This is a genomic window from Psychrobacter sp. Marseille-P5312 (assembly GCF_900291405.1).
Taxonomy (GTDB): Bacteria; Pseudomonadota; Gammaproteobacteria; order Pseudomonadales; family Moraxellaceae; genus Psychrobacter; species Psychrobacter celer.
Genome location: NZ_OLML01000001.1, coordinates 1794682 through 1821526, shown reverse-complemented (window position 1 = coordinate 1821526; position 26845 = coordinate 1794682). Strand labels below are relative to the sequence as shown.

The following is a 26845-nucleotide window of genomic DNA, read 5'->3' as shown; positions in this document are numbered from 1 at the left end:
TAAACCGGACATTATACGCATGTTTGATGGATTAATAAAGCCCTGCCTTTCACTCTTTGATAGAAAGCGGATAAAAGGCATCATAATCTGCCATAGGCTCATCTGCCACCGCGGTTATAGTTTGCCTTTGAGCGATGCCAATGCTGCAAAAGGATTTTCGTTTTCTTCTTCCTCTGGAATCTCACCAAACTGCTCAACACTCATTTCACAATCATCGTGCTTAGGGGCCATGGGTGTTTTGAGCAATATCTCATCTTCTACCAGCTTTTTTAATGGCAGCAAGTTTTCTGGTGATTGCTCAGGAATGATTTCATCAAGTAATAAATAATCTTGCTCTTCATCGACCAAGCTTATTTGGCTGTCATCATCCAACAACGCGATGTCATAATCATCAGACAAATCAATGGCAATTGGCTGCAAACAGCGCTGACAGGTGAGCCAGATATCGCCCGCCAAGGTAAAGGCGAGATGCAGCACATTATTATGACGGTATAATTGAGTATTTAGCTGTATTATTTGTTGCTCATGCTCTGTGGTCAATATGGCAGCCAAACGCTCAAAACTGCGTGGTTCCACCTCTCCTGCCCACTCAAACCCACTGTCGGCCCATTTATCTAACGAGATATTTTCAGGCATAACACTTGATACGGACGCTTTTTTATGGTCAGTGTTATTTGCTGACGGCTTATTTTCTAAAGTGTTTGACATGCGCGGCCTCATTCATCAAAACGGTGTATAATATTGCCTGCCATACTAACGGAAAGCACCGAGGGGTGCCAGCGCTAGTATGTTACTATTTTTTGATACCGGCTATATTTACCGCATTACCGCTTCACCCTGCCGCTTGGCCTTCGCTCACAAGGTCTTTTGTCTTTATTCTCTATTTACTCTATACCCGATCTATGACTTGTTTTACCCATTCAATGGATTTTTCTACCCTTCAGCCCCGTATTTATGCGCCGATATTACGTCAGCGTCTGAGCCGCTTAATAGCCTCTAGCCACCCAGATAATGCGCCATCATCAATCATGACAAACGCGCACCTCTCAATCTGGCAAGAGGGCTGGCAAAAAATATCTACTAAAAAGGTAGACAGTGACCAGCAGCCTTCAGTAGCAGATAGTGAACAAGCGGTGACTGATTGGCTGATTGACTTGTTTAATACAGTGTTTGCGCATCAAAAGGTTGTATTGGTTCGTGGTCAGGGTGAGCCAGAATACTTCCCTGCAACAGCCACTCTACCAGCGAGAATTGAGTTCGCGCATGGGTTCTTTGCCAGCGCCCTGCACGAGCTTAGCCATTGGTGCATCGCTGGTGAGGCACGTCGGCAGTTGGCAGACTTTGGCTACTGGTATGCCCCAGATGGCCGTAGTGAAGCGCAGCAGCAAGCGTTTGAGCGCGTAGAGATCAAACCGCAAGCCCTAGAGTGTTTATTCACCTTAGCATGTGGGCGCGTGTTTCGAGTGTCACAAGACAACTTGTTTGCGGACTTCGATACCAGCGGTAGCACCTTTGCACTCGACGTATATCAGCAAGCTGAGGACTATATCGCCCGCCCTCATACTCTGCCACGCGATGCTAAAACCTTATTGCATACTTTTTTGTGCGTGTGCAATTAATTTATAATTCACCTTAAATAAAACGGACACATAGTATATGTGCTCTGTGCTGCTGGTATTTATCTCACGCAGTATCGTCTATAAAGTCACCATAAGCGTGGCTAAAATAAAGCAGGCGCTTTTGATATCATCATAAACCGTTAACGATTTTCTACGCATCGTAACGCCCTGCCACTAAACTTATATTTGCCTTGCGTTATACTAAACCAGTAAAGCGCCTTTATAAGGTATGGGTTTGATACAAGTATTAATAGCCATAAGGGTTACTCTGTACTTGTCTTTATCACCCCATATCACACCCCGCGTCAGCAGTCATTGACCCGTAGTATGACTCACAATAAGGCGACGTAGTACCGATCATCGATACTATTATAATTATAAAATAAGGAACGATTATGCAAGTTTTTTATATTCATCCCGACAATCCGCAACCTCGTCTGATCGCTCAAGCAGCCGAGCTGTTGCGCAAAGATCAACTAATCATCTACCCTACCGATACCAGCTACGCTTTTGGGTGCCGTTTGGGCGCAAAAGAAGCCTTGGACAAACTTAAGCAAATCCGCGCACTGGATGACAAACACCAATTTACTTTACTTTGTCGCGATTTAAGCGAGATTGCCACCTATGCGACCGTAGACAATGCTCAGTATAAACAACTAAAAGCGCATACCCCAGCCCCAATTACTTTTATCCTAAATGCGACAAAAGATGTCCCCAAAAAACTGGCGCATCCTAAGAAAAAAACCATTGGTATCCGTGTACCAAGCAATCCTATCGCTCAAGCATTATTAGAAGCCATGGATGAACCAATTTTGACCAGCTCATTGATACTGCCTGAGCGTGATGACATTCTTGATGATCCCTTTGAAATCGAGGAGTTATTAAGCAATCAAATTGATGGTTTGATCAATGCCGGTATCAAGACCACCAAGCTGACGACCATTGTAGATATGACTGGTGGGATGCCTGAAACCATCAGACAAGGTGCAGCCGATGTTGATTCATTATTATTGTAATCAGCGACAAACTCGAAACATAAAAAAAAGCTCCAATTGAATTGAAGCCTTTTTTATACATTATATCGTCAATGCAAAATTAGTCGCGATCAACCAATTCTACATAAGCCATTGGCGCGTTGTCACCGTCACGATAACCACATTTTACGATACGTAAATAACCACCTGGACGCGTTTGGTAACGAGGACCTAACGTGCCAAATAGCTTACCGACCATAGCTTTACTACGCATACGGCTAAATGCCAAACGGCGATTAGCAACGCTGTCTTCTTTAGCCAAAGTGATCAATGGCTCAGCAACGCGGCGCAATTCTTTAGCTTTTGGCAAAGTAGTTTTGATCAGTTCATGCTCAAACAATGAGTTGGTCATGTTCTGAAACATTGCCTTACGATGACTGCCGGTACGACCCAGCTTGACTCCACTCTTACGATGGCGCATAGTCAAAAATCCTTAAAGTTTAACGGCTACGATAAGAAAAGCGATCATCGACACGAAGGTCAGCTGGCGGCCAGTTGTCTAGGCGCATACCAAGCTCTAAATCTTTAGACGCTAGCACGTCTTTGATTTCGGTCAATGATTTCTTACCAAGATTTGGGGTTTTTAGTAGTTCAGTCTCTGAACGCTGTACCAAATCACCGATATAGTAAATGTTTTCAGCTTTCAAGCAGTTGGCTGAGCGAACCGTTAGTTCAAGATCGTCCACAGGGCGTAATAGCACCGGATCGACCTCTTCTTTTTCTTTCACAGGCTCAGGCGCTTCTTCAGCTTCTAGGTCAACAAAGATAGAAATCTGTTGTTGTAAAATAGTGGCTGCTTTACGAATTGCTTCTTCTGGATCTATAGTGCCATTAGTTTCAAGCTCAACGATAAGACGATCAAGATCAGTACGCTGCTCTACGCGAGCGTTCTCAACCTGATAAGCAACACGTAGCACAGGACTAAAGCTTGCATCAAGCTTTAAGCGTCCGATTGCTTTGGTGTCACCATCTTCACGGCGCTGGTTTGCTGGCTCATATCCACGACCCATTACTACGCGCAAACGCATCTTAAGATGACCACGGTCACTTAATGTACCCAACACCAAATCTGGATTGATGATATCGACATTATGCGGTAGCGTGATGTCTGCAGCAGTAATAGTGCCTGGACCTTGTTTATCCAAGGTCAAAAATACTTCATTTTGGTCATGAAGGGTAATCGCCAAGCCTTTTAGGTTCAAAAGCAAGTCAAGTACGTCTTCTTGTAGTCCTTCAAGCGTTGAGTACTCATGGTCAACACCATCAATCTCAGCTTCAATGACTGCAGCACCAGGTAATGAAGATAACAAGATGCGACGTAGAGCATTCCCGAGGGTATGCCCAAAGCCGCGTTCTAACGGTTCGAGCGTGACTTTCGCAATCGTTTCATTCACCGTATCCACATTAATGGCATTCGGCGTTAGAAACTCAGTTGCATTTAGCATCATGATGTCACCTCGATTTATTAAACTGGTTTAATTAACGTTCATTGCTCAGCGCCATGATTATGACATTGAGCGGTACGTCATTTACTTAGAGTATAGCTCAACGATCAAGCTTTCGTTGATGTCAGCAGGTAGATCAATACGATCAGGCGCTTGTTTAAACGTGCCTTGTAGTTTGCTGTGATCAACATCTAACCATTCTGGAATGCCACGCTGAGTCGCTAGTTCGATAGCGTTTTTGATACGTAGCTGTTCGCGAGACTTCTCGTGGATAGCGATGACATCACCATCTTGCAACTGAATTGATGGAATGTTCACACGAACAAACTCATCACGGCCAGCTTTTTTGACCATAACAGCACGATGGCTGACTAGCTGACGTGCTTCGGCGCGAGTTGAGCCAAAGCCCATGCGATATACTACGTTGTCTAAACGGCTCTCAAGCATGGCTAGTAGGTTTTCACCAGTAGCACCACGCTTACGAGCAGCTTCTTTATAGTAGTTCGCAAACTGACGCTCTAGTACACCGTAGATACGCTTAACTTTTTGTTTCTCACGTAACTGCAAAGAGTACTCTGAGCTTTTGTTACGGCTCACACCATGTTGACCAGGTGGACGAGCAGCTTTCTTTGTTTTTACGTCATATGGCTTAACACCAGACTTAAGGCCTAAGTCTGTGCCTTCACGACGTGATAATTTGAGTTTTGGTCCAATATAACGGGCCATTGTTATGTCTCCTATAAGCTCTTATGATAAAAAGCTTCGTCTTTAATATTAGACGCGGCGCTTTTTCGGCGCACGGCAACCATTGTGTGGGATTGGGGTTACATCAGAAATGCTGTTTACTTTATAACCCAATGCACCTAGTGCTCTTACCGCAGACTCACGACCCGGTCCTGGTCCTTTGACCAAAACATCGATATTCTTAACACCATATTCTTGAGCGGCTTTACCAGCAACTTCAGCTGCAACCTGGGCTGCAAATGGTGTAGATTTACGTGAACCACGGAAGCCTTGTCCACCTGAAGTGGCCCAAGCCAGTGCATTACCTTGACGATCGGTAATCGTAACAATGGTGTTATTAAAAGACGCATGGATATGGGCAACGCCCTCCGATACTGAACGACGAGTCACTTTTTTGCGACTACGAGTGTCTTTAGCCATCTTTTAGCTTCCTAAGTTAATTATCTTTTGAGAGGGCGTGTCGGACCCTTGCGAGTACGAGCGTTGTTTTTGGTGTTTTGACCACGAACAGGTAGGTTACGGCGATGGCGGATGCCACGGTAACAGCCTAGATCAACCAAACGCTTGATATTCATAGACACTTCACGACGAAGATCACCTTCAGTCATGTATTCTGCAACTTGTGCACGGATAGCATCTAACTGTGTATCATCTAACTGACTGACTTTAGTAGTAGGAGCGATGCCAACTGCGTCTAAAATTTTCTGAGCAGTGGTACGGCCTACACCAAAGATGTAAGTTAGTGAAATAACAGCATGCTTATTATCCGGAATGTTTACGCCGGCAATACGAGCCATTGATTTCTCTCCATTAAAGAAAAATAAGCGTTATTTATCAATAAGGCTGTATTTTTCAGATTTGTTGCTGTCAATACGAAAGCTTTTATAATGACTATCGCTGCTTTGACTCATCAACAAGCCTATTCATCGACAGTATTATAAAAGTTTTGCATAAACTACGGCAAGTGGCGGATGATATCGCATCCGCCGTTATTTTTCAAGTATTAATTGATATAGTAACAAAACCGAGGGTTTGTTGCTACTAGATATTAACCTTGACGTTGCTTGTGGCGAGGTTCTGCTGTACAAATAACATGTACACGGCCTTTACGGCGCACAACTTTACAGCTACCACAAATCTTTTTAACTGATGCTTGAACTTTCATAGCATGCTCCTTTGAGATATCGTACCGCTCATTTAAGGTTGAGTGGGCGATTGAATTAACGTCTGATCATGATATTGATGGGTCATCAAATGCGCTTGAATTTGCGAGATGAAATCCATTACCACAACCACCATAATCAGCAAAGACGTACCACCAAGCTGGAAAGGTACACCAAACGATGACTGGACGACCATTGGCATTAAACAAATAACCGTCATATACATCGCGCCAATAAAGGTCAGTCGGTTTAATACATGATCGAGGTAACGCTGAGTTTGTTGTCCGGGGCGAATACCTGGGATATACGCACCACTACGTTTAAGGTTTTCTGCTACTTCACGCGGGCTAAAGACCAATGCCGTATAAAAATAACAGAAGAAAATAATCATTGCGCCAAACAGTACTAAATATAGCGGTTGTCCTGGCGACAGTACCAATGCCATATTTTGTAATATTTTTTGTGTAAAAGTAGGATCTGTTGATTGACCGACCCACTGCCCTAAACTGGCTGGAAACAACAATAAAGAGCTGGCAAAAATGGCGGGAATAACCCCTGCCATGTTTAATTTCAGCGGCAAATGTGACTGCTGCTGAGCATAAATCTTGCGCCCTTGCTGCTGTTTCTGTGCGTAATTGACAGGGACACGGCGCTGGGCACGTTCAATATAAACGATACCAGCGGTCACCGCGATGCCTAGTAACACAAAAATAAACAGTACAATCAAATTCATCTGACCTTGATTGACCTGCTCGATAGACTGCGAAATCATACCTGGCGTACCGGCTACAATACTGGCAAAAATCAGCATTGAGATACCGTTACCGACACCGCGCTCTGTAATCTGCTCACCAAGCCACATCAAGAACATAGCGCCTGCTACCAGCGAAGTAACCGCTGGAATATAAAAAGTCAGGCCGGTAGATAAAGTAAGATTTTGGCTGATTAAGCCAGCACACATTCCTAATGACTGTACTAGAGCCAAAGCAAGCGTTCCTTGACGGGTATACTTGTTTAGCTTGCGTCGTCCTGCTTCACCTTCTTTTTTGAGGGCTTCAAGCGATGGCAATACTGCAGACATCATCTGTACAATAATCGATGCCGAAATATATGGCATAATGCCAAGTGCCATGATCGACATACGCTCTAGCGCACCACCTGAAAACATATTGAACATGCTCAAAATGGTGTTTTCGTTGCGCGAAAACAGATCAGCCAAGTTGACCGGATTGATACCCGGTACTGGAATATGCGACCCTAAACGATAAACAATCAATGCGCCAATCAAAAATAACAAACGCGTCCATAGCTCATCATACTTGCGTATGAAGGCAAATGGATTGAGCGGTATACCACTTGAGGTCATTGATTGTTTTGACACGTTACTACTCCTCGATGCTACCACCAGCAGCTTCGATTGCAAGCTTGGCGCCTTTTGTTACTTTGATACCTTTGAAGGTATAAGCTTTAGTAACTTCGCCTGATAGCATAACGCGAGCACGTTTCATATCGTGACGGATAAGGTTGGCTGCTTTTAGTGTTTCAATGCTAACCACATCACCTTCAATTTTGTTCAGCTCAGACAGACGAACTTCTGCAGTTGTCATTGCCATTTTACTGGTAAAACCGAATTTTGGTAGACGACGATATAAAGGCATTTGACCACCTTCAAATCCTGAGCGAATGCTAGAACCTGAACGAGACTTTTGGCCTTTTACACCGCGGCCACCAGTCTTACCAAGACCTGAACCGATACCACGACCACGACGTTGGGCAGTTTTCTTTGCGCCAACACCTGGTGATAATTCATTTAATCTAAGACCCATTACGCTTCCTCCACTTTTACCATGTAGTTGACGCGATTAACCATACCACGGGTTGAAGGAGTATCTTCAACGACCACACTATGACCAATACGGCGTAAACCCAATCCTTTCAAGCTCGCTTTGTGGCTCTTTAGGCGATGGGCACCCGATTTAAATTGAGTGACTTTCATTTTTTTCATCGTAACTCACCTAGTCTAAGTTAACCCAAGATTTCGTCTACAGATTTACCACGCTTTGCTGCCATCTTTTCTGGAGTTGACATATCACGTAAACCGTTAAACGTTGCACGAACAACGTTAGCAGTGTTGGTAGAACCATAACATTTAGTCAAAACATCTTTGACACCAGCAACTTCTAATACCGCACGCATTGCGCCACCGGCGATTACGCCAGTACCTTCAGATGCAGGCTGCATAAAGACTTTACTAGCACCATGACGTGCTTTGATCGGATGATACAAAGTTGCATCATTTAGCTCAACAGTAATCATGTTGCGCTTAGCAGCTTCTAGTGCTTTTTGAATAGCAGCTGGCACTTCACGTGCTTTACCACGGCCAAAACCAACACGGCCATTACCATCACCCACTACCGTCAAGGCAGTGAATGAGAAAATACGACCACCTTTAACTACTTTTGCAACACGATCAACGGTAACTAAGCGTTCTACTAGACCGTCAGTCTGTTCATTTTTATCATTTTTATCATTTCTAGCCATGATTAAAACTCCAATCCGTTTTCGCGAGCAGCTTCAGCCAAAGCTTTTACTCGACCATGATATTTAAAACCACTACGGTCAAAGGCAACTTTCGTAATACCAGCTGCTTTTGCGCGTTCTGCGATCATTTGGCCTACAGACGTTGCTGCATCAACATTACCAGTTGAGCCAGAGCGTAAGCTGCTGTCTAAGGTAGATGCCTGAGCAATCACTTCACCACCGTTTGGAGAGATAATCTGGGCATAAATATGTCTTGGTGTACGGTTAACCGTTAAGCGATGAACGCCTAGATGACGGATATGCGCACGGGTTTTCTTTGCTCGACGTAGACGAGCTGCTTTTTTATCAAACATTTCAACTCACCTTATTTTTTCTTAGCTTCTTTGCGAATCACATGCTCGTCACTATAACGAATACCTTTACCTTTATAAGGCTCAGGTGGGCGGAAACCACGGATATTAGCCGCTGCTTGACCAAGCTGCTGCTTATCGTTTGACTTTAAAACGATTTCAGTTTGCGTTGGGGTTTCAGCTGACACACCTTCAGGTAGCGTATACTCTACTGGATGTGAGTAACCAACGTTTAGGGTTATTTTGTTGCCAGTAACTTGTGCGCGATAACCAACACCAATTAGCTGAAGACGTTTTTCAAAGCCTTCGCTCACGCCTGTCACATAGTTGTTTAACAGTGCGCGCATGGTGCCTGTGTGCATCATAGCTTCTTTTGAATCGACTGCAGGTGAGAAAATGATAGCATCATCTTCCTGTTTCAGCTCGACCAATTCATGCAGGCGTAAAGACATAGTGCCGTTCTTGCCTTTAACTTCGACCTGCCGATCGTTCAAAGTAACGCTTACGCCGTTTGGCAGCGTCACTGGGGCTTTAGCCACACGAGACATAGGAATATTCCTTAAAAAATTAACTTGCTTTTATTAGCGAAAAAACTAACAGGCTAAAAAGCCTGCTAGTTTAGCATAATTGTCCCCGTTAAACACCATACAATTTTATTAAAATCTGATGTTTAGCTTTCTAAGCTTGTCATATACCACTATAAATCACGACAAGCTTAATGGGTTCAAGTAGACTTTATCGTCCGATTACCTAAGCAACAAATGCTAATTAGGCAACGAATGCGACGATTTCACCACCGATACCAGCAGCGCGTGCAGCACGATCGCTCATGATGCCTTGACTGGTTGATACGATAGCAACACCCATACCTTGCTTAACAGTAGGGATAGCGTCTTTGCCGCGGAACTGGCGAAGACCAGGACGGCTATAACGTTGGATCGTTTCGATGACAGGGCGGCCTTCGAAATATTTTAACTCAATAGTTAGTGTCGCTTTGTTGTTTTCTTCTTCTGTCACAACTGCGCTCGCCACATAACCTTCAGCAACCAATAAATCAGCGATTGATTTACGTAGTTTAGAGCTCGGCATTGCTACCGACACTTTATTGGCCATTTGTGCGTTACGAATACGGGTTAGCATATCCCCAACGGTATCTTGCATACTCATGTAGTTACTCCTTACCAGCTTGCTTTACGAACACCAGGCACATCGCCTTGCATGACACGCTCACGCAGCATATTGCGTGATAAGCCAAACTTGCGGAAGTAACCGTGAGGACGACCGGTGATAGCACAACGATTGCGTAGACGTACTGGTGAGGCGTTGCGTGGTAGTGCTTGTAGCTCTAACATCGCGTCCATACGCTCTTCGTCTGATGCGTTGATATCACTAATAGTTTGTTTTAGCTTGATACGCTTTTCAGCATACTTAGCAACCATTTTTTCGCGTTTTAATTCGCGGTTAATCATGCTCTTCTTTGCCATAACGTCTTTACCTTATTTAAATGGGAAGCCGAATGCTTTAAGCAACGCACGACCTTCTTCATCAGTACCTGCTGACGTGGTGATGGTCACATCCATACCGCGGATGCGATCGATCTTGTCAAAATCTACTTCTGGGAATACGATTTGTTCTTTGATACCCAATGAGTAGTTGCCACGTCCGTCAAAGGCTTTAGGCGAAAAACCGCGGAAATCACGAATACGAGGAATTGCAATGGCAATGAGACGATCTAAAAATTCGTACATTTGCTCACCGCGTAGCGTTACTTTACAGCCAATTGGCCATTCTTCACGAATCTTAAAACCAGCAACTGATTTGCGCGCTTTGGTGATAACAGGCTTTTGACCAGCGATAGCGGTCATGTCAGACACAGCACCTTCAAGCAATTTTTTGTCTTGAGACGCGCCGCCTACACCCATGTTCAATGTGATTTTAGTGATTTTAGGCACCTGCATCACGTTTGCCAAACCAAGCTCTTCTTTGATTTGCTGTTTTAATTTATCGTTATATAAAGATTTTAATCTTGCCATTACCATTACACCCTTAGTGTCTTACGCAGTCGCCACTACTTCACCGTTTGAACGATAGACGCGTTGTTTGTTGCCGTCTTCGTCAAACTGATAAGTAATACGATCTGCTTTTTGGGTTTGCGCATTTAAGATTGCGACATTTGAAATATGCAAAAAAGCTTCTTGCTTAACGATACCACCTTCAGTACCAGTCGCCTGATTTGGCTTTTGGTGCTTGGTGACGATGTTAATGCCTTCAACTTTAATACGATCATTTTTTACAGCTTGTACAGTACCTTGCTTGCCTTTGTCTTTCCCAGCAATCACGATAACTGTATCGCCTTTACGTAATTTTGACATGGATTACCTCACAATACTTCTGGTGCTAGTGATACAATTTTCATAAACTGATCACCACGTAGTTCACGAGTTACCGGTCCAAAAATACGAGTTGCAATCGGTGCTTTATTTTGGTTCAACAATACCGCAGCATTGTCATCAAAACGCAGGACAGAACCATCAGGACGACGAACGCCTTTTTTGGTACGTACAACTACTGCATTCATCACGTCGCCTTTTTTGACACGACCACGCGGAATGGCTTCTTTAACCGTTACTTTAATAATGTCGCCAACTGATGCATAACGACGATGAGAACCACCCAGTACTTTAATGCACTGAACTCGCCTTGCACCGCTATTGTCTGCAACTTCCAGCATTGACTCAACCTGAATCATAGCGTTACTCCACACGTATGAGCAATAAAAACCAGTTGCTGCCGCTAGCACAGTATGAGTAGACGGCATTTTTTATAAATAACCGCGACTTACTCTTAATGTGAGTGATATGCGACGGGCGCAATCAGCATCCTTAAAAAGGCGGCTATTTTAACAGCTTCTGGCTTTTAATGCAATTTACTTAGATTTTTTCTACTTTTTCAACCACATCAACTAAAGTCCAAGACTTAGTTTTTGAGATTGGACGCGTTTCTTTGATGCGGACAAGGTCGCCTTGTTGGCAAACGTTATTCTCATCATGAGCTTTGATTTTTGTAGAACGACGAAGCTGTTTGCCATACAAAGGATGACGAACCAGACGCTCAATCAAAACTGTGATGGATTTGTCCATCTTGTCGCTGACAACTCGTCCTGTCAATACGCTAGCATTGGTAGCTGTTTGATTGTTATCGCTCATGAGTCGCCTCGTTGTTTCTCGTTAATCAAAGTCTGAAGCTGAGCAATCGTACGACGATTTGCACGTACTTCATGGGTATTACCCAACTGACCAGTTGCTTTAGCCATACGAATACGGAAAGCATCAAGTTGCTTTTCATCAAGTAACTGGGTCAGTTCTTCTAATGATTTATCACGTAATTCACTGATCTTCATTACATTATCGTCCGCTTAACAATGGTAGTTTTAAAGGGCAGTTTTGCCGCAGCAAGCGTTAATGCATCGCGAGCAAGCTCTTCTGAGACCCCTTCGATTTCATATAGCACTTTACCAGGTTTGATTTCGCATACCCAATACTCGACAGGACCTTTACCTTTACCCATACGTACTTCTAGAGGCTTATTGGTGATTGGTTTGTCTGGGAATACACGAATCCAAATTTTACCGCCACGCTTGATTTTACGAGTGATGGTACGACGTGCTGCTTCAATTTGACGAGCTGTCATACGACCACGCGTCAGTGATTTTAGACCAATTTGTCCGAATGCAACGGTGCTTCCACGATGAGCAAGACCTGTGTTACGACCTTTGTGCATTTTACGAAACTTGGTACGTTTTGGCTGTAACATAGTTTAACCTCTGTCTGAGTTTCGACGGTTTCCACGACCACGGCGTTTTGGCGCACGAGGCTTCTCTTCGTTGACGGGATTGTAAACACTGTTCATACCGTCAAGGATCTCTCCGCGGAAAATCCAAACTTTAACACCGATGGTGCCGTAAGTTGTCTCGGCGCGAATTGACGCATAGTCAATATCAGCACGGAGTGTATGCAATGGCACACGACCTTCACGGTACCATTCAGTACGAGCAATCTCAGCACCGCCAAGACGGCCAGACAGCTCAACTTTAATACCTTTAGCACCAGAGCGCATGCTGTTTTGTACGGCGCGCTTCATGGCACGACGGAACATAACACGGCGCTCAAGCTGGCTACCGATACCGTCTGCTACCAAACGTGCATCTAGATCAGGCGATGTGATTTCTTCAATGTTGACCTGAGCAGGTACGCCCATGATTTTGGTCAATTCTTTTTGAAGTCTTTCGATATCTTCGCCTTTTTTACCGATCACGATACCAGGACGCGCAGTGGCGATGGTGATTTTAGCTGCGCCAGTAGGACGCTCGATCATGATGTTGCTGATCATCGCGTTGTCTAGCTTTTTGCGCAGATACTCACGAACTTGAATATCGTTGATGAGGTATTCTGAGTATTGTTTAGGGTTAGCATACCAGTTTGCATTATGCTTTTTTACAACACCAAGACGAATTCCGATTGGATGTACTTTTTGACCCATAACTTATTCTCCTACCTTTATAGTGATGTGACAAGTACGCTTACTGATACGATCAGCGCGACCTTTAGCACGTGGTAGGATACGTTTTAGCGTGATGCCTTCATCAACGTAGATGGTTGATACTTTTAAAGTATCGATATCTAAGCCGTTGTTGTGTTCGGCATTGGCGATGGCTGAGTTAAGACATTTCTTAACAAACACAGCACCTTTTTTGTTGCTATACGTTAGGATATCCAAAGCACGCTCAATCGATTTGCCACGAACTTCATCAGCAACGAGTCTAACTTTTTGTGCCGATATGGCGGCACCGCGTAATTTTGCAGTTACTTCCATGGTAAGCACCTTATCTCTTAGCTTTTTTGTCAATGCCATGACCACGATATGTACGAGTCGGGGCAAATTCACCTAGTTTATGACCAACCATCTGCTCGCTTACGATAACCGGTACGTGAGTACGGCCGTTGTGAACAGATAAAGTTAGGCCAACCATTTGTGGCAGAATCATCGAGCGGCGCGACCAAGTCTTAATTGGCTTGCGAGAGTTGGTGTCAATAGCATTCTCAACTTTGGCAAACAAATGCGCGTCTATGAATGGACCTTTTTTCAATGAACGAGGCATGAAATTCTTCCTTTATTTCTTCTTGGCGCGACGGCGACGGATGATCATACTGTCAGTACGCTTATTGTGACGCGTTTTAAGTCCTTTAGACTTCTGACCCCAAGGGCTAGTAGGATGGCGACCTTTGTTACGACCTTCACCACCACCATGTGGGTGATCAACCGGGTTCATAGCAACACCACGAACTGAAGGACGAACACCGCGCCAACGTGAAGCACCGGCTTTACCAAGTGATTTCAAGTTATTTTCAGTATTAGATACTTCACCGATAACCGCACGGCAGTTCACGTGTACACGGCGAGTCTCGCCTGAACGTAGACGTAGAATTGCGTAGATACCATCACGGCCTAGTAGCTGAACGCTAGCACCCGCAGAGCGAGCAATCTGTGCACCTTTACCGATTTTAAGCTCGATATTGTGAATCACAGTACCCAATGGGATGTTTTTTAGCGGTAAGCAGTTACCTGGGCGGATTGGAGAAGTTTCGCCTGACTGTACAGTATCGCCAGCAGCTAGTTTCTTTGGTGCAATAATATAACGACGTTCGCCATCAGCGTACTTAAGTAGTGCAATATGAGCAGTACGGTTAGGATCGTATTCGATACGCTCGACCGTCGCTGGGATATTGTCTTTAGTACGTTTGAAATCGATAACACGATAATGGTGCTTATGACCACCACCAACGTGACGAGTGGTTATACGACCGTTATTGTTACGACCACCTGACTTACTTTTTGATTCGACAAGCGCTGCATAAGGACGACCTTTGTAAAGGTGTGGATGCACCACTTTTTCAACAAAACGACGGCCTGGTGATGTTGGCTTTGCTTTTACGATAGGCATGAGTGTAATCCTTATTCGTTGTTCGCTGTTTCACTAGTAGAATCAGTCGCGTTTGCAACTTCTTCACCAGCATCAGCCATTTGTACATCTTGACCAGCTTTTAAGGTAACATAGGCTTTTTTATAGTCGTTACGACGGCCAATACTCTTACCAAAACGCTTTGTCTTACCTTTAACATTCAAAGTGTTCACTTTAGTAACTTCAACACCTTCGAACATCATCTCAACTGCTTTTTTGACTTCTAGCTTAGTAGCGTTAGAGTCAACTTTAAATACCTGCACACCAAGTGAGTCGCCAAGCATTTGAGATTTTTCTGAGAATACAGGCCCTCTTAAGACCTGATAAAGTCTTGCGTTATTCATGCTAGTGCTTCCTCAAATTGTTTCGCAGCTTCAACTGACATGATCACTTTATCAAATGCGATCAAACTCACTGGATCCACTTCGTTTGTACCAAGTACATTGACGTGTGGAATGTTGCGAGCGGCTAAGTATAAATTTTCGTCAACTTCTTTGGTGACGATGAGTGCACGAGGTGCATTAAGCTCATTTAACTTTGCAATCAGCTCTTTGGTCTTTGGCTCAGAAACGCTTAGCTCTTCTACCAAAATCAAACGCTCTTGGCGAATCAATTCGGCTAGGATACACTGCATCGCACCGCGATACATTTTACGGTTTACTTTCTGTGACCAATCTTGTGGTTTTGCAGCAAATGCACGACCACCTGAACGCCAGATTGGGCTACGAATAGAGCCTGCACGAGCGCGACCAGTACCTTTTTGGCGCCATGGCTTAATGCCACCGCCAGAAACTTCGGCACGGGTTTTTTGCGCACGTGTACCTTGACGGCTACCTGCAAGATATGCGGTGACGACCTGATGCACTAATGCTTCGTTGAATTCACGACCAAAAGCCGTATCAGAAAGCTCAACCGCCGCACCTGTAACTGTTTTTAAATCCACGTTAATCCCCTTGCTTAGGCTTTGACTGACGGACGTACGATGACATCGCCACCGGTGGCACCTGGGATAGCACCCTTGATGACAAGTAACCCTTTTTCGGCATCCACTGATATCACTTCTAGGCCCTGAACGGTAACGCGCTTGTTACCCATTTGACCTGGCATCTTTTTGCCTTTGAAGACTTTACCTGGTGACTGGTTCTGACCAGTTGAACCAAGGGCACGGTGAGATACTGAGTTACCGTGAGTCGCATCTTGCATGCTAAAGTTGTGACGCTTTACGCCGCCTTGAAAGCCTTTACCTTTACTTTGTCCTGTGACATCAACCATCTGACCTTGCTCGAACAAGTCAGCTAGGATCTCACCGCCAATCTCACGACCTTCAAGTTCGCTATCATTGACACGAAATTCCCAAACACCACGGCCAGCTTTAACGCCAGCTTTCGCGAAGTGACCTTTTTGTGCGGCCGTTACGCGGCTGTCACGACGGGTACCTGTGGTGATTTGGATGGCTTGATAACCATCTACATCAGTATTTTTTACTTGAGTAATGCGGTTTGCATCGACCTCAACCACTGTGACAGGGATAGATGCGCCTGCTTCAGTGAAGACACGGGTCATGCCGCATTTTTTACCGACTAAACCGATCGCCATTTTAGACCTCTTTATATCTTATATTAATGGGTTGGGTGTGTTTTGCATTAACCCAAAGCAATTTGAACGTCAACACCCGCCGCTAAATCAAGCTTCATTAGCGCATCCACAGTTTTGTCAGTAGGCTGAACAATATCAACCATACGCTTGTGGGTACGAATTTCGTACTGATCACGTGCGTCTTTGTTGACGTGTGGTGAGGTTAGAACGTTGAAACGCTCAATGCGAGTCGGCAACGGTACAGGACCACAAACTTGCGCACCGGTGCGCTTTGCAGTATCGACAATCTCTTGGGCCGACTGATCAATCAGACGATGATCAAATGACTTGAGACGGATACGGATTCTCTGGTTAGCCATGCCAGCAAGCTCCTAATATGTGCCTTTGTCATTCTTGCGCTGCAAGACTATGATCAAAAGCCGTTTGGTTAAAGATTTACTTCAAGCGGCTTCCCATTCTTTGCAGAATCTGTTCTTCGAGAGAACCAGCAGCGTGCTAAAAGCAAAATAATTTAAAGCCCCGCCAACCCTTCCACTTTTATGGATGTCAGCAAAGGCATAATGAAATAGTGCTAGAAACGATGCTCTAGCTGTCATAGCGCCAGCTGTTTTATTGGCTGCGCATATATAATTCAGTGGTGTGTATTATACATAGAATTTTGGTCATTGCAAGAGTAATATCAATGGGCGCTTGAGATTTTACCCTTTATAAACAAGCGTTTTTATCGATAATATTTTTATTGAAGTCTCTTTTACACCCTGATAAAACATCAATAAAACCTCTCAATAATGGCTGTTATTCTAGGGTCTGTATTCAATTCACTCACTAGTCTAAAACGATATCATACTGCTCTTGAGTGTAGAGGTTTTCGACATCGAAGGTGATAACCCGACCTAATAAATACTCCAAATCAGCGACGGTATCTGATTCTGAGGTGAGCAGTAAATCGATCACAGCGGCATGAGCCACCACGGTAAACTTTTTTGGAGAGTTATAAGTGCGAGCGCAGCGCATGATTTCGCGGAAAATCTCAAAGCAGACGGTCTCAGCGGTCTTAACAAAGCCGCGCCCTTGGCAGGTAGAGCACGGCTCACAGAGCTGCTGCCCCAGCGATTCACGGGTACGTTTGCGCGTCATTTCAACCAACCCCAGCTCACTGACTTGGGTGATTTTGGTCTTAGCATAATCTTGCGCCAACTGCTCTTGCAGACTGGTCAATACGTCATCTTTGTGCTGCTGCTCGAGCATATCGATAAAGTCGAGGATAATGATACCGCCCAGATTACGCAATCGTAGTTGGCGGGCGATGGCATGGGTGGCTTCAAGATTGGTCTTATAGACCGTATCCTCTAATGAGCGACCACCGACAAAAGAGCCGGTATTGACATCAATGGTCGTCATGGCTTCGGTTTGATCGATAATCAAATAGCCGCCAGATTTGAGATCGACACGGCGTTTGAGCGCATCTCTCAGATCATCTTCGACTCGGTGCACATCAAACAGTGATTGCTCTGCCGTGTAGTGAACGATGCGATCATAGATAAAGGGGACAAACTCTTTGGCAAAGTATCTGACTTGCTCATACACCTGCTTATTATCGATGACGACTTTTTCGGTATCACTATGTACCAAGTCGCGTATCGAGCGTAGCGGTAAGGATAATTCTTGATAGATAAGCTCTGAGCTTTGATGATGATTGATCTCTTGACGGCGTGCACAGATCGTCCGCCATAACTGCAACAGATAATAGATGTCTTCTTCTAGTTTTGCGACTGGTACACGCTCAGCGGCCGTACGTGCAATCAGGCCGCCCTTGAGATTGACTGTCTGCATCAGACAGGTTAGCTCGGTTTTTAGACGCATGCGCTCATCAGCGCCATCGATACGCTGTGAGATGCCGATATGGTCGCTCGATGGTAGATAAACCAAATAACGTGAAGGCAGCGAGATATTGGTGGTCAAGCGCGCGCCTTTACTGCCGAGCTGATCTTTGGTCACTTGCACAAGGATACGTTGGCTCTCATGCAAACGGTGCTGAATCAAGGTCTTGGCGGCTGGTACGACCTCTGTACTCTGCACCTCGACCACAGGCGGCGTCACTGGTAGATCGTCCATCGCACCAATCACGCCATCATCGCTAATCGCGCGCTCATTGGCCATACCATCGACAGTAGCACCAGCTTGGGCATGACTGTCTTTGGCTATTGCGTTTGCGTTTGTCTTATCTACTGCCGGACGCGGCTCGCGCTGCATATCGTTGACGTGTAAAAACGCTGTGCGTGACTGACCGATATCAACGAAAGCGGCCTGCATACCTGGCAGGACCCGCACCACTGTACCCAAATAAATATTACCCACCAACCCCAATTTATGATGACGCTCAATATAAATCTCGCCCAAAATGCCGTTGTCTAGCACGGCGACACGCGACTCCATTGGACTAATATTAATCAGCAGCTCTTCGGACATAATATTTTTCTCTTATCTCTCAGCTTTCTTATTCGACGTTCATCGCCTGTTAGGCTTACAGTGTAACAAATGCGCCTTGTGCTTGCCCATTATCCTAGCGTGTCATTATGTGGATAAAAAGTGTGCGTAAAAAAAACAACTCAGCAGCTGATTATCACGACACGCTTGCACTACTGTGTTGGCTGACGGTATTGATCAGAGCCAACGTTTGCGCAAGTGGCAAGCCGACGACATTGGTATAGCTACCGTTGATACGGCTCACCCAAGCAGCGCCTAACCCCTGAATGCCATAACCTCCTGCTTTGTCTTGAGGCTCGCCGCTGTCCCAATACTCACGCATCATCTGCGCCGTTAAGGGGATAAAGGTCACCGCCGTGCGCTCCGTGAGCTGCTGCTGAGAAACGACCTGCCATACAGGCTGCTTGAGTGCATGGGCGGCTGTTGCATGCGCAGCGGCGTTATCGCAGGGCACCAGATGAGCAGAGCGGGCGATAAGGGTCACTTGCACCGCTGTCCATACTTCATGCACCGTATCAGACATCTGCTGCCACATCTCATACGCCTGCTCACGGCTTGTAGGCTTGACCAGCACCGTTTTGCCGTCTGCTAGGACACCGATGGTATCGGCTGTTAACACCAGACGCGGCTCAACGTCTTTATCCACATTCTCTTCCCTACTGTTAGCATTTAGCTGCTGTACCGCGGCGGCGGCTTTGGTAGTGACCATGCGCTCGATATAGTCTTTGGGGGATTCATTGGCATGCGGGGTTTCGTCGATATCGACACTCATGACCGTAAAGTCCAGCTGCGCTCTAGACAACAGCTCACGACGACGCGGCGAGCCGGACGCTAAAATAATATCCATTATTCATCTCTTATTATATAAATTTGTCTGATTGTATAAACTTGTGGGCTGACAACGCTTGCAGATAAGGTCATAAATACGGTCATGTTGATTTGTTTTAACATTTCATGAGGGCATATTTTGCTAGCAGCACGCACAGTGAGCACGCTTGTCTTATAGGGTGATCGACTCGCTCATGGATGCGTCAGTATCAACGTATCAACGCGCAAACTTACGTAGCACCAAAAGCACCAAAGGCCAGCTAAGAATACTCATGACTAATGACAAAGCGGACTGAACGACAAACACATTTTGGATAAACATTTGCAATATCCACAGCGTCAACTGAAAGATCAGCAAACTAAGACTGGCAAGTAGCCACGCGCTCCATGTATTTAATTGTCTGACATAAATACTGGTGACTTTGATAACAAAAGCGACCAGCACAGCAGCAAAGGCTTGCTGACCTAAATGGGTATCCATCAACAAATCGGCAATGATACCCACCGTAAAGGCAGTAAAGATACCGACATAGCGCGGCTGAAACAACAGCCAAAAAATCAGCACCATAATCATGACCATGGGTCGCAAGGTGGCCATACTGGGGCTTAATGGATAGACATTGAGGGATGAGGCCACGACGATACTGACAATAATGACAGCAATCAGCAGTACTGTTTCATTCTCAGAATCAGGATACGACATGAGCACTTACCTTAATGAGACGTAGCGGCTGCAAACGCCAAACGATGAGATACTTTCTTAGGCTTAGGCGATGGCTAATTGATGACGGTATTGTTTTTATTGATCAGCTTGTCTTGCAATATCAGTACATAGGCATTGTCAATAAAATTGGCAGTAGGTGTGACCTCGATGCTTCTAAAGTTATCCGCCTGCGTGTCCTCGATCTGAGCGATACGGCCAACGCGATACCCTGCTGGGATACGGCCACCCAACCCTGACGACACCAGCTCATCCCCCACCCGCACATCTGAGGTTTTAAACACATAATCCAAGCTCAAAGACGTCGGGATGCCTTTGCCTGTCACGATGGCACGCTGACCGGTACGTTTGACCGTCACCGCCACAGACTGCTGCTCATCGGTGATTAGTAGCAATCGGCTGGTGTTGGGATAGACATTGATGATTTGCCCCAAAATACCATCTTCGTCGATGACCGTCTGACCCACCTGTACGCCATCTTGCGCGCCTTTATTGATGACCACAATTTGCCTGAGCAAGTTGGTGTCGGTACCAATCACTTGCGCCAAATTAAGATCAAACTGCTCAGGCTTGGTGGTCGACAAAATGCCTTGCAAGCGAGCGTTTTGTGCCAAAATATAGTCTTGCTGCTGCAGCTTGGCCTGCGCGTGGATCAGCTGTGATTTTAGCTGCATGTTTTCGCGGCGCAAGGCTTCTTTGGACTGCAAACTACCACTAGCCCAGTGCTGAGCATAACTCGGCAACAGTGACAGCTGATAGATGGGCTGCATGGCGGCATGGCTGGTATTACGGACAGGGTTAAACCACTCTGCGTTTTTGCTATCAAACCACATCAGTATCGAAGCGACTATCAATACAATGGCAGTCTTACGAAGTGATAACGGCTGACGGGCAAAAATACTTGGAATCATAAGAGGTCTAATTAGCAATTTTAAAATAAGCAAGGATATGGCCTTGCTTTTCATGGCTTGAGCGTACTTTGTACTTATTACTGAGATGACAGGCCGCGCATCTGGCCACCTTACTTTCACCTTTTTTCACTTCACTATAAAGCTATACCCTTATTAGGGTCTTTTGAACATGATGGATACTGCCACGCGCTCTACCGCCCTCATCAGCGCACGACTAGTACCACCGCAGCCATGCGCCTGCTAAAGCTGTTTAGACAAAAATCATGTTTAGGCTTTTGTTATTGATAAAATCAAGCGCAATACCACCACCGCGGCTCACGCAGGTCAATGGGTCTTCGGCGACTGTCACTGGTAGACCGGTCTCTTTGGAGATAAGCTTGTCTAAATCACGTAATAGCGCACCGCCCCCTGTCAAGACAATACCGCGCTCAGCGATGTCTGATGATAGCTCAGGTGGCGTTTGCTCGAGTGCTGCTTTGACCGCACTGACGATACCGCTTAATGGATCGCTAAGAGCTTTTTGCACTTCTTCTGAATTGACGGTAAAGGTCTTTGGCACACCCTCTGCCATGCTACGACCACGTACTTCTACCTCTAGCTGGCTGTCTTCGTTCAGTGCCGAGCCCACTTCTTGTTTGATACGCTCAGCCGTCGTCTCACCGATGACGCAGCCATGGGTACGGCGTACGTGGGTGATAATGGCCTCATCAAACATATCGCCGCCGATACGAATCGACTCGGCATAGACGCAGCCTGATAATGCAATCACGGCAATCTCAGTGGTGCCGCCACCGATATCCACCACCATCGAACCGCTGGCTTCATGGACAGGCATGCCAGCACCGATTGCTGCTGCCATTGGCTCCTCAAGCAGCAATACTTTATTGGCGCCCGCTGATGACACCGCCTCACGTATCGCTTTACGCTCTACCAAAGTAGACTTGCATGGCACACATACCACCACATTTGGCTCCGCCATAAAACGCTTGGCTTTTACCTTAGTGATAAAGTGCTTTAGCATTTTTTGGGTCACCTCAAAGTCTGCAATCACCCCGTCTTTTAGTGGACGAATGGCGGTGATGTTGGCAGGTGTACGACCTAGCATCTGCTTGGCATCGATACCAACAGCGGCGACGGTAGGGTTTTGAGTACGATTACTTCGTAGCGCGACCACCGTAGGCTCGTCAAGCACGACGCCTTTATTAGGAATAAAAATGAGGGTGTTCGCAGTACCGAGGTCGATAGCGATATTATTTGATAAAAATCCAAACAGGTTCATGACTAATATTTCCAGCGTATTACAAATGAGGCGAATGAGGCGAATGAGAGTGACTGAGGCGTTCCTCGTCAGTGTTGAGCAGGTCGTCGATAGACATTACCTGTGGCGAAAATTGAACCTCGCAACAAGTCAAACCTAAGCAATAATAATGAAATGAAAAAACTGAGGCAAATTATACCGATTTGGCTCAAAAAAAAACATAGATATTTGCGTCAGTAAGTCAGGATTTTGGTCCTAAATGCTAAAAGTTGTTACAAAGTTTGAAATCGTCAGCAAGACCATTTGACTTCATGAAAGACCATTTAATTCAATAACTAACAAGGCGCTACAGACAGATGATGATTTTGCTCAGTAGCAGGTGCATACTGTAACGTATTTCAGCGAACAATGGGTGAGCATTTAAAAATGAAACACTAACTATACGGTCAGTTTTGTAAATCATTTTAACTTGGTTGATATTATGCATCAATCAAATGCTGTGCTCTGTAAACTTAGGTCAGATGCTTTATAATAAGCCAACTCAAGATACAATCTTATTTAGCAATCCTCTTATTTTTAGTGGTCACGTCTTGACACCACCCAAATTGAAACTAACCAAAACTGTCCTTCATTGGAGAAACTATGTCACAGCAACCAGCAACGTCTGACAACAACGTCAGCCGTGAAGAAATCTTAGAAGTTGCCAACCTTGCCCGTTTGGGCGTGGATGACAGCACGGCGAGCAGCTACGCGGACGACATCAGCAAAGTGTTAAAACTGATGCACACGCTAAGCAATGTCGACACCGCAGGCATCAAGCCTTTATCAAACATCCATGAAGCCTGCCAAGAGCTGCGTGCTGACGTCGCCAAACATGATATCGATCGCACACGCAATCAGTCGGTCGCACCAGCAGTCGAAGACGGCCTATATCTGGTGCCACAAGTGATTGAATAACGACTTGCATGACTTTATTGGCTTTATCTTATTTTATGCTATTAACACTTTGACGGACGACACCCTATGTCTGAGATTCATCTATTAAGTACCGAGCAGCTGATTACAGGCTTGCAAGAAAAACAGTTTAGCAGCGCAGAATTAACCGAACACTATATCAAACGTATCGACGCCCTAGACACTAAGATCAACAGCTTTATCACCCACACCCCTGAGACGGCGCGCGCGCAAGCGAAAGCTGCGGACGAGATGCGCGCCCAAGGCGATAAACGTCGCCTGCTTGGCGTGCCCATGGCGCATAAAGACATTTTTTGTACCCAAGGCGTGCTGACCACTTGTGGCTCAAAGATGCTACACAATTTTGTCTCGCCTTATGATGCCACCATCGTGACCAATATCGAAAAAGCGGGCATGATCAGCCTAGGTAAGCTCAATATGGATGAGTTTGCAATGGGCTCGGACAACAGCAGCTCTTACTATGGCACAGTACAAAACCCATGGAATTTGGAACGCGTCCCTGGCGGCTCATCTGGTGGTAGTGCAGCCGCTGTCGCCGCCGGTTTTGTGCCTGTGGCGACCGGTAGTGATACGGGCGGCTCAATTCGTCAGCCCGCTTCGTTTTGTGGCCTCACCGGCATCAAACCCACTTATGGCCGTGTGTCACGCTTTGGCATGATTGCCTATGCCTCAAGTCTCGACCAAGCCGGCAGCATGGGCAAAAGCGCCAAAGACTGTGCCTATCTGCTGCAGCCGATGATCGGTCATGATCCGCGCGATGCCACCTCCATCAAGCACGACATGCCAGATTATGTACAAGACATCCATGATGCAGAGGCCGCTGCAGGCGACAAACCCTTTGCAGGACTACGTATCGGCGTCGCCAAAGAATACTTTAGCAAAGGCCTCGACCGCGAAGTCGAACAAGCCGCCCGTGCCGCACTCAAAAAATACGAAGAGCTGGGAGCAACCATCGTCGAGGTCAATATCACCGATCCTGATATCACGTTGGCCACTTACTATATGCTTGCCCCTGCCGAAGCGTCTTCCAACCTATCACGCTTTGATGGCGTGCGCTTTGGCTATCGCTGTGAAGAACCAAAAGATCTGATTGACCTATACACGCGCTCACGCTCTGAAGGCTTTGGCCCTGAAGTACAGCGCCGTATCCTCACTGGTACTTATGCACTATCGGCAGGCTATTTCGATGCTTACTACACCAAAGCGCAAAAAGTGCGCCGCTTAATTGTCAAAGACTTTGATGATGCTTTTGCCAATTGTGACGTCATCGCCAGTCCCACCGCGCCGACCGCAGCTTACAAGCTGGCAGAAGACCTCGACCCTGCGACCATGTACCTAGGCGACGTGTATACCATCGCAGTCAACCTAGCGGGTCTGCCTGCACTTAGTCAGCCCGTTGGTTTGACCTCAGACGGTCTGCCGATCGGTTTACAGTTAATTGGTAAGCACTGGCAAGAAAGTCAGCTGCTAACGACCGCTCATCTGTTTCAGCAGCATACCGATCATCATCTACAACACTCACTCGTCGCAAAGGAGACGGTATAATGAACACAGCTACTACGACTGAGAATACCGCTCATAACGACAGCGTTCGTCCCGAATTGTTTGTTGATGGTTACGAAGTGGTCATCGGCATTGAGATTCACTGCCAGCTAAACACTGACAGTAAAATTTTCTCTAGCGCCCCAACTGACTTCGGCCACGAGCCAAACAGCCAAGCCAACATCGTCGATTTAGGCTTACCTGGCGTGCTACCGGTACTCAACGCTGGCGTGGTCGAGCGCGCACTGAAGTTCGGTATGGGCGTCAATGCCGAGCTGGGTCTTTTTAACACCTTTGATCGCAAAAACTACTTTTATCCTGATTTGCCCAAAGGCTACCAAATCACCCAAATGGCCAACCCTATCGTGGGTACCGGCTATATCGATGTGGTGGTCAATGAAGGCGAAAAAAATGAATACCCAAAACGGATGGGTATCACCCGCGCGCACCTAGAAGAAGACGCGGGTAAATCAGTCCACGATGCCGTCGATGGCATGACGGGTGTCGATCTCAACCGTGCGGGTACGCCGCTCATCGAAATCGTCTCTGAGCCTGACATGCGCTCAGCGGATGAAGCGCTGGCTTATATCAAGGCCATTCATCAACTGGTCACTTGGCTGAGTATCTCGGATGCGGTCATGGCAGAAGGCTCATTCCGCTGCGACTGTAACGTCTCTGTGCGCAAACCTGGCGGCGAGCTCGGTACCCGTACTGAGCTCAAAAACCTAAACTCGTTCCGTTTTATCGAGCGCGCCATCAACCGCGAAATCGAACGTCAAATCGACATCATCGAAGACGGTGGTAAAGTCGTGCAGGCAACGATGCTCTATGATCCTGAGCGCGATGAAACCCGCACCATGCGCACCAAAGAAGACGCCAACGATTATCGTTATTTCCCTGACCCTGACTTACTGCCTGTCCGTATCGAGCAGCATACGATTGACAGCATTCGTGCTGCCATGCCTGAGCTGCCTGTGGCTCGCCGTGGCCGTTTTGAGGTAGCGCTTGATCTGTCAGAATACGATGCTCGCATCCTAACAGGCAGCCGTCAGCTTGCTGATTATTTCGAAGCTGTGGTGGCAGAAGTGGGCCAGCAAGATGCCAAAATGGCAGCCAACTGGGTGATGGGCGACCTGCTCGGCGCCCTCAATAAAGACGATAAAGACATCACCCACTCCCCTATCAGCGCCAAGCAATTGGCTGGTATGCTGGCTCGTATCAAAGACGATACGCTATCTGGCAAATTGGCCAAAAAAGTCTTTAGCGCCTTATATGAGCGCGAAGGCGGCGACGGCGATGATGCGGCAGATAAAATCATCGAAGAAAAGGGCCTAAAACAAGAAACGGACACTGGCGCTATCAAAGCCATGGTCGAAGAGGTCATCGCCAACAACCAAACGATGGTAGATGAGTATAAAGGCGGTAAGCAAAAAGCCTTTAATGGTCTGGTCGGGCAAGTGATGAAAGCCAGCCGCGGTAGCGCCAACCCGCAGCAAGTCAACCAAATTTTAAAAGAGCTGCTGGGATAGCCCTGCTAATATGGCGCTCATACTGGCTATGGATATGTAAAATTTTGGGGCAAATGGGTAGCAAGATAAATAGCCCTTGCAAT

At 46.1% G+C, this 26845-nt stretch carries 39 protein-coding genes; 5 read left to right on the top strand and 34 right to left on the bottom strand.

Annotation, left to right across the window (positions count from 1 at the left end):
• Positions 1–114: 114 nt before the first annotated feature.
• Positions 115–708: a YceD family protein gene (locus C6W44_RS07890; protein WP_105244915.1), complete on the bottom strand. Its 594-nt coding sequence runs from the start codon at positions 706–708 to the stop codon at positions 115–117.
• A 215-nt stretch (positions 709–923) separates the two neighbouring features.
• Here C6W44_RS07890 and C6W44_RS07885 point away from each other — a divergent pair, with 215 nt between their 5' ends.
• Together C6W44_RS07885 and C6W44_RS07880 are read left to right on the top strand one after the other, a co-directional pair.
• Positions 924–1619 (top strand): elongation factor P hydroxylase, encoded by a 696-nt coding sequence (locus tag C6W44_RS07885; RefSeq protein ID WP_105244914.1) that lies wholly within the window; start codon positions 924–926, stop codon positions 1617–1619.
• Between the two features lie 395 nt (positions 1620–2014).
• Positions 2015–2635: an L-threonylcarbamoyladenylate synthase gene (locus tag C6W44_RS07880; RefSeq protein WP_105244913.1), complete on the top strand. Its 621-nt coding sequence runs from the start codon at positions 2015–2017 to the stop codon at positions 2633–2635.
• Between the two features lie 79 nt (positions 2636–2714).
• Here C6W44_RS07880 and rplQ read toward each other — a convergent pair whose 3' ends face one another.
• The 33 genes from rplQ to C6W44_RS07715 form a co-directional block, all read right to left on the bottom strand.
• Positions 2715–3074, bottom strand: a complete 360-nt coding sequence (gene rplQ, locus C6W44_RS07875; RefSeq protein ID WP_105244912.1) for a 50S ribosomal protein L17 — start codon at positions 3072–3074, stop codon at positions 2715–2717.
• A gap of 19 nt (positions 3075–3093) precedes the next feature.
• Positions 3094–4101, bottom strand: coding sequence for a DNA-directed RNA polymerase subunit alpha (locus C6W44_RS07870; RefSeq protein ID WP_075102286.1), 1008 nt, complete (start codon positions 4099–4101; stop codon positions 3094–3096).
• An 81-nt stretch (positions 4102–4182) separates the two neighbouring features.
• Positions 4183–4824 (bottom strand): 30S ribosomal protein S4, encoded by a 642-nt coding sequence (gene rpsD, locus C6W44_RS07865; protein WP_105244911.1) that lies wholly within the window; start codon positions 4822–4824, stop codon positions 4183–4185.
• Positions 4825–4872: 48 nt separating this feature from the next.
• Positions 4873–5262, bottom strand: coding sequence for a 30S ribosomal protein S11 (gene rpsK, locus C6W44_RS07860; protein WP_058368279.1), 390 nt, complete (start codon positions 5260–5262; stop codon positions 4873–4875).
• Between the two features lie 20 nt (positions 5263–5282).
• Positions 5283–5639: a 30S ribosomal protein S13 gene (rpsM, locus tag C6W44_RS07855; protein WP_075102284.1), complete on the bottom strand. Its 357-nt coding sequence runs from the start codon at positions 5637–5639 to the stop codon at positions 5283–5285.
• Between the two features lie 251 nt (positions 5640–5890).
• The gene (gene rpmJ, locus C6W44_RS07850; RefSeq protein ID WP_011279805.1) at positions 5891–6007 is read right to left on the bottom strand and encodes a 50S ribosomal protein L36; all 117 of its coding nucleotides are present in this window, start codon (positions 6005–6007) and stop codon (positions 5891–5893) included.
• Positions 6008–6039: 32 nt separating this feature from the next.
• Positions 6040–7371 carry a preprotein translocase subunit SecY gene (gene secY / locus C6W44_RS07845; RefSeq protein WP_178377954.1) on the bottom strand — a complete coding sequence of 444 codons (1332 nt, stop codon included), beginning with the start codon at positions 7369–7371 and terminating at the stop codon, positions 6040–6042.
• 19 nt (positions 7372–7390) lie between these two features.
• Complete coding sequence (gene rplO, locus C6W44_RS07840; protein WP_075102282.1) at positions 7391–7831, bottom strand: 50S ribosomal protein L15; 441 nt, start codon at positions 7829–7831, stop codon at positions 7391–7393.
• Positions 7831–8010 carry a 50S ribosomal protein L30 gene (rpmD, locus tag C6W44_RS07835; RefSeq protein WP_071003155.1) on the bottom strand — a complete coding sequence of 60 codons (180 nt, stop codon included), beginning with the start codon at positions 8008–8010 and terminating at the stop codon, positions 7831–7833. Before rpmD ends, rplO begins: the two co-directional genes overlap by 1 nt.
• Before the next feature lie 20 nt (positions 8011–8030).
• Positions 8031–8546: a 30S ribosomal protein S5 gene (rpsE, locus tag C6W44_RS07830; RefSeq protein WP_075102281.1), complete on the bottom strand. Its 516-nt coding sequence runs from the start codon at positions 8544–8546 to the stop codon at positions 8031–8033.
• A 2-nt stretch (positions 8547–8548) separates the two neighbouring features.
• The gene (gene rplR, locus C6W44_RS07825; protein ID WP_075102280.1) at positions 8549–8899 is read right to left on the bottom strand and encodes a 50S ribosomal protein L18; all 351 of its coding nucleotides are present in this window, start codon (positions 8897–8899) and stop codon (positions 8549–8551) included.
• Positions 8900–8910: 11 nt separating this feature from the next.
• Positions 8911–9444, bottom strand: coding sequence for a 50S ribosomal protein L6 (gene rplF / locus C6W44_RS07820; protein WP_105244910.1), 534 nt, complete (start codon positions 9442–9444; stop codon positions 8911–8913).
• A gap of 220 nt (positions 9445–9664) precedes the next feature.
• Complete coding sequence (gene rpsH / locus C6W44_RS07815; RefSeq protein WP_105244909.1) at positions 9665–10063, bottom strand: 30S ribosomal protein S8; 399 nt, start codon at positions 10061–10063, stop codon at positions 9665–9667.
• Between the two features lie 11 nt (positions 10064–10074).
• Positions 10075–10380, bottom strand: a complete 306-nt coding sequence (gene rpsN, locus C6W44_RS07810) for a 30S ribosomal protein S14 (RefSeq protein WP_075102277.1) — start codon at positions 10378–10380, stop codon at positions 10075–10077.
• A gap of 12 nt (positions 10381–10392) precedes the next feature.
• Complete coding sequence (rplE, locus tag C6W44_RS07805; protein ID WP_075102276.1) at positions 10393–10929, bottom strand: 50S ribosomal protein L5; 537 nt, start codon at positions 10927–10929, stop codon at positions 10393–10395.
• 21 nt (positions 10930–10950) lie between these two features.
• Positions 10951–11268 (bottom strand): 50S ribosomal protein L24, encoded by a 318-nt coding sequence (rplX, locus tag C6W44_RS07800; protein WP_075102275.1) that lies wholly within the window; start codon positions 11266–11268, stop codon positions 10951–10953.
• An 8-nt stretch (positions 11269–11276) separates the two neighbouring features.
• Positions 11277–11645: a 50S ribosomal protein L14 gene (gene rplN, locus C6W44_RS07795; protein ID WP_010196702.1), complete on the bottom strand. Its 369-nt coding sequence runs from the start codon at positions 11643–11645 to the stop codon at positions 11277–11279.
• A 181-nt stretch (positions 11646–11826) separates the two neighbouring features.
• The gene (rpsQ, locus tag C6W44_RS07790) at positions 11827–12102 is read right to left on the bottom strand and encodes a 30S ribosomal protein S17 (protein WP_021813375.1); all 276 of its coding nucleotides are present in this window, start codon (positions 12100–12102) and stop codon (positions 11827–11829) included.
• A complete protein-coding gene (gene rpmC, locus C6W44_RS07785) occupies positions 12099–12296 on the bottom strand; it encodes a 50S ribosomal protein L29 (protein ID WP_025644397.1) in 198 nt (65 codons plus the stop codon). The genes rpsQ and rpmC overlap by 4 nt, the downstream gene beginning before the upstream one ends.
• Entirely contained in the window at positions 12296–12709 is a 414-nt protein-coding gene (gene rplP / locus C6W44_RS07780; protein WP_025644399.1) for a 50S ribosomal protein L16, read from the bottom strand. The genes rpmC and rplP overlap by 1 nt, the downstream gene beginning before the upstream one ends.
• A 3-nt stretch (positions 12710–12712) precedes the next feature.
• Positions 12713–13435 (bottom strand): 30S ribosomal protein S3, encoded by a 723-nt coding sequence (gene rpsC / locus C6W44_RS07775; RefSeq protein WP_075102273.1) that lies wholly within the window; start codon positions 13433–13435, stop codon positions 12713–12715.
• 3 nt (positions 13436–13438) lie between these two features.
• Positions 13439–13768, bottom strand: coding sequence for a 50S ribosomal protein L22 (gene rplV, locus C6W44_RS07770; RefSeq protein ID WP_045446615.1), 330 nt, complete (start codon positions 13766–13768; stop codon positions 13439–13441).
• 10 nt (positions 13769–13778) lie between these two features.
• Positions 13779–14054, bottom strand: a complete 276-nt coding sequence (gene rpsS / locus C6W44_RS07765; RefSeq protein ID WP_058368265.1) for a 30S ribosomal protein S19 — start codon at positions 14052–14054, stop codon at positions 13779–13781.
• A gap of 12 nt (positions 14055–14066) precedes the next feature.
• Positions 14067–14897 (bottom strand): 50S ribosomal protein L2, encoded by an 831-nt coding sequence (gene rplB, locus C6W44_RS07760; protein ID WP_100749084.1) that lies wholly within the window; start codon positions 14895–14897, stop codon positions 14067–14069.
• A gap of 11 nt (positions 14898–14908) precedes the next feature.
• Complete coding sequence (rplW, locus tag C6W44_RS07755; RefSeq protein WP_075102271.1) at positions 14909–15259, bottom strand: 50S ribosomal protein L23; 351 nt, start codon at positions 15257–15259, stop codon at positions 14909–14911.
• The gene (gene rplD / locus C6W44_RS07750; protein ID WP_075102270.1) at positions 15256–15858 is read right to left on the bottom strand and encodes a 50S ribosomal protein L4; all 603 of its coding nucleotides are present in this window, start codon (positions 15856–15858) and stop codon (positions 15256–15258) included. Before rplD ends, rplW begins: the two co-directional genes overlap by 4 nt.
• Positions 15859–15872: 14 nt before the next feature.
• Positions 15873–16511, bottom strand: a complete 639-nt coding sequence (gene rplC, locus C6W44_RS07745) for a 50S ribosomal protein L3 (protein WP_075102269.1) — start codon at positions 16509–16511, stop codon at positions 15873–15875.
• Between the two features lie 47 nt (positions 16512–16558).
• Positions 16559–16870: a 30S ribosomal protein S10 gene (rpsJ, locus tag C6W44_RS07740; protein WP_010196670.1), complete on the bottom strand. Its 312-nt coding sequence runs from the start codon at positions 16868–16870 to the stop codon at positions 16559–16561.
• Between the two features lie 466 nt (positions 16871–17336).
• Positions 17337–18980 (bottom strand): Rne/Rng family ribonuclease, encoded by a 1644-nt coding sequence (locus tag C6W44_RS07735; protein WP_105244908.1) that lies wholly within the window; start codon positions 18978–18980, stop codon positions 17337–17339.
• 154 nt (positions 18981–19134) lie between these two features.
• Complete coding sequence (locus C6W44_RS07730; RefSeq protein WP_105244907.1) at positions 19135–19845, bottom strand: Maf family protein; 711 nt, start codon at positions 19843–19845, stop codon at positions 19135–19137.
• Between the two features lie 198 nt (positions 19846–20043).
• The gene (gene mreD, locus C6W44_RS07725; RefSeq protein ID WP_105244906.1) at positions 20044–20529 is read right to left on the bottom strand and encodes a rod shape-determining protein MreD; all 486 of its coding nucleotides are present in this window, start codon (positions 20527–20529) and stop codon (positions 20044–20046) included.
• A gap of 74 nt (positions 20530–20603) precedes the next feature.
• The gene (gene mreC, locus C6W44_RS07720; RefSeq protein ID WP_105244905.1) at positions 20604–21458 is read right to left on the bottom strand and encodes a rod shape-determining protein MreC; all 855 of its coding nucleotides are present in this window, start codon (positions 21456–21458) and stop codon (positions 20604–20606) included.
• Positions 21459–21708: 250 nt separating this feature from the next.
• The gene (locus tag C6W44_RS07715) at positions 21709–22737 is read right to left on the bottom strand and encodes a rod shape-determining protein (protein WP_083608617.1); all 1029 of its coding nucleotides are present in this window, start codon (positions 22735–22737) and stop codon (positions 21709–21711) included.
• A 621-nt stretch (positions 22738–23358) separates the two neighbouring features.
• Here C6W44_RS07715 and gatC point away from each other — a divergent pair.
• The 3 genes from gatC to gatB all read left to right on the top strand — a co-directional run bounded on the left by gatC (position 23359) and on the right by gatB (position 26762).
• Positions 23359–23673, top strand: coding sequence for an Asp-tRNA(Asn)/Glu-tRNA(Gln) amidotransferase subunit GatC (gene gatC / locus C6W44_RS07710; RefSeq protein ID WP_105244904.1), 315 nt, complete (start codon positions 23359–23361; stop codon positions 23671–23673).
• Positions 23674–23739: 66 nt separating this feature from the next.
• The gene (gene gatA, locus C6W44_RS07705) at positions 23740–25236 is read left to right on the top strand and encodes an Asp-tRNA(Asn)/Glu-tRNA(Gln) amidotransferase subunit GatA (RefSeq protein WP_105244903.1); all 1497 of its coding nucleotides are present in this window, start codon (positions 23740–23742) and stop codon (positions 25234–25236) included.
• Positions 25236–26762, top strand: coding sequence for an Asp-tRNA(Asn)/Glu-tRNA(Gln) amidotransferase subunit GatB (gene gatB / locus C6W44_RS07700; protein ID WP_105244902.1), 1527 nt, complete (start codon positions 25236–25238; stop codon positions 26760–26762). The genes gatA and gatB overlap by 1 nt, the downstream gene beginning before the upstream one ends.
• Positions 26763–26845 lie beyond the last annotated feature (83 nt).